Here is a 1483-nt window from a genome sequence, read left to right on the forward strand (position 1 = left end):
CGATCTGTTGGGTTTAAATCGTCAGTCTCGAGAGTCACGCTGCCAGTTACTGCACTCATCACGGTCGTAAATATGACGCTTCGTAATATGAATATTATGATCGGTATCAACGAATCCGTATTCGAATAAACGAAACATAATAATTAAGGTGCTGGCTGATAGACTGTAGAATAGAGATCGAGGGTGGCCGGGAAAATCTCGGCCGGGCGGTGCAACGCCCGACCTCGGTCTTAGCACAAGACCAATGACGACTATCACCCAACCGAAGGAAAACGTTGCGGACACCGTCGACTCGCTCGCGGCGAAGATCGGCTTCGTCGTCGGCGTCGACAAGGAGAACTGCGCGCACATTCACTACCCAGCCCAGGACGCCGTCAAGGTCTACCCGGTCGGCCCAGACTACGAGGTCGGCGACTACGTCGACATCGAACCCGAACACGTCGAGCAGTTCGAGGGACGGCCACTCGCCGCCTGGATGGAGTTCGTCCAGGACCGCCGCGGTTGGCTCGAGACCACTCACCGCGCGCCGGAGGGGTTCTGATGTTCGGTGGATCCGACAAGGACCGCGAGATCGAGCCGATGTACCAGACGCAAGATCTCGAGGCCGTCGCCGAGCGCGCCGAAGCACTCGAGACCGCCGGCGCTCGCAACCAGCGCTTGCTCGCCGAAGCGCGGTCGGTCGCCGATCCCAACGAAATCTCGGACGGCAACGAAATTATCGACACCGACGAACGCCAGGAGGCCACGAGCTAATGGCGACCGCAGAACAGACGCCGATCGGAGCTGATGAGGCGACGCTCACCCGCGATCGCCGCGGTGCCGAGCAGCCAATGGGAATCTGGCCTATCGCTCCCGGCATGTGGAAGGTCGGTACCGGCTCAAGCGACTACTCGGAATACACAGTCGACCTGCAGGAAGGGCGCTGTACGTGCTCGGATTGGGAGTACCGTGGTGAGCCCGGTAGTGGAGAGATCAACCGCTGTAAGCACGCGGCGAGAATCCTCATGGCCCTCGAGCGCATCCACCCGCCGGCCGACGCTGACGTTGATCAGACGCTAGTCGCGCAACGAAAGCGGTGGTCGCGATGAACGACACTCACGAGCAGACGGTTGCGTGGACCGGTACCGATGGCGTCCGTCGGAAGTTTGTGTTCGAGCCCGACGAGGCGGGCGAGTACTGGCGTGTCGAGTACGAGCAGCTCGGCGTGACGTGGCGACAGGTCGGCCGCGAGCCCGTCGAGGACGTCGCGATCGACACCGGTGGTGGCGAGACCGCCACCGAAAGTGCGGTGTCGTTCTACAGGGGGCCCTGAGATACGCGACGCACTTGATCCCGACACCGAGTCCCAAGTGATCGAAAGCGAAACGTCGATTTGAACGACGGACTCCGGAAAGGAGAACCGACTGGCGAGATTCGGTGCGGAGAGTATCGCCAGTCGGCCGAGAACATCGGCGAGAACCCGCACGTACCAGATGGCAGCCAG

The 1483-nt window shown here is 61.1% G+C and carries 4 protein-coding genes; all 4 read left to right on the forward strand.

What is annotated here, in order from left to right:
• Window positions 1-244 precede the first annotated feature (244 nt).
• Genes ACNA7R_RS20305 through ACNA7R_RS20320 form a run of 4 tightly spaced genes read left to right on the forward strand, consistent with a single transcriptional unit; the run spans window position 245 to window position 1312 of the window.
• Window positions 245-541 carry a hypothetical protein gene (locus ACNA7R_RS20305; protein WP_416285347.1) on the forward strand — a complete coding sequence of 99 codons (297 nt, stop codon included), beginning with the start codon at window positions 245-247 and terminating at the stop codon, window positions 539-541.
• Window positions 541-753, forward strand: coding sequence for a hypothetical protein (locus tag ACNA7R_RS20310; RefSeq protein ID WP_416285349.1), 213 nt, complete (start codon window positions 541-543; stop codon window positions 751-753). The genes ACNA7R_RS20305 and ACNA7R_RS20310 overlap by 1 nt, the downstream gene beginning before the upstream one ends.
• Window positions 753-1088, forward strand: a complete 336-nt coding sequence (locus tag ACNA7R_RS20315) for an SWIM zinc finger family protein (protein WP_416285350.1) — start codon at window positions 753-755, stop codon at window positions 1086-1088. Before ACNA7R_RS20310 ends, ACNA7R_RS20315 begins: the two co-directional genes overlap by 1 nt.
• Window positions 1085-1312 (forward strand): hypothetical protein, encoded by a 228-nt coding sequence (locus ACNA7R_RS20320; RefSeq protein WP_416285351.1) that lies wholly within the window; start codon window positions 1085-1087, stop codon window positions 1310-1312. Before ACNA7R_RS20315 ends, ACNA7R_RS20320 begins: the two co-directional genes overlap by 4 nt.
• Window positions 1313-1483 lie beyond the last annotated feature (171 nt).

The organism is Natronococcus sp. (genome assembly GCF_047921035.1).
In the GTDB taxonomy this organism is placed as follows: domain Archaea; phylum Halobacteriota; class Halobacteria; order Halobacteriales; family Natrialbaceae; genus Natronococcus.

Coding starts and splice junctions, on each gene's coding strand:
- ACNA7R_RS20310 (WP_416285349.1), top strand. CDS start 541: ATGTTCGGTGGATCCGACAAGGACCGCGAGATCGAGCCGATGTACCAG.
- ACNA7R_RS20320 (WP_416285351.1), top strand. CDS start 1,085: ATGAACGACACTCACGAGCAGACGGTTGCGTGGACCGGTACCGATGGC.
- ACNA7R_RS20305 (WP_416285347.1), top strand. CDS start 245: ATGACGACTATCACCCAACCGAAGGAAAACGTTGCGGACACCGTCGAC.
- ACNA7R_RS20315 (WP_416285350.1), top strand. CDS start 753: ATGGCGACCGCAGAACAGACGCCGATCGGAGCTGATGAGGCGACGCTC.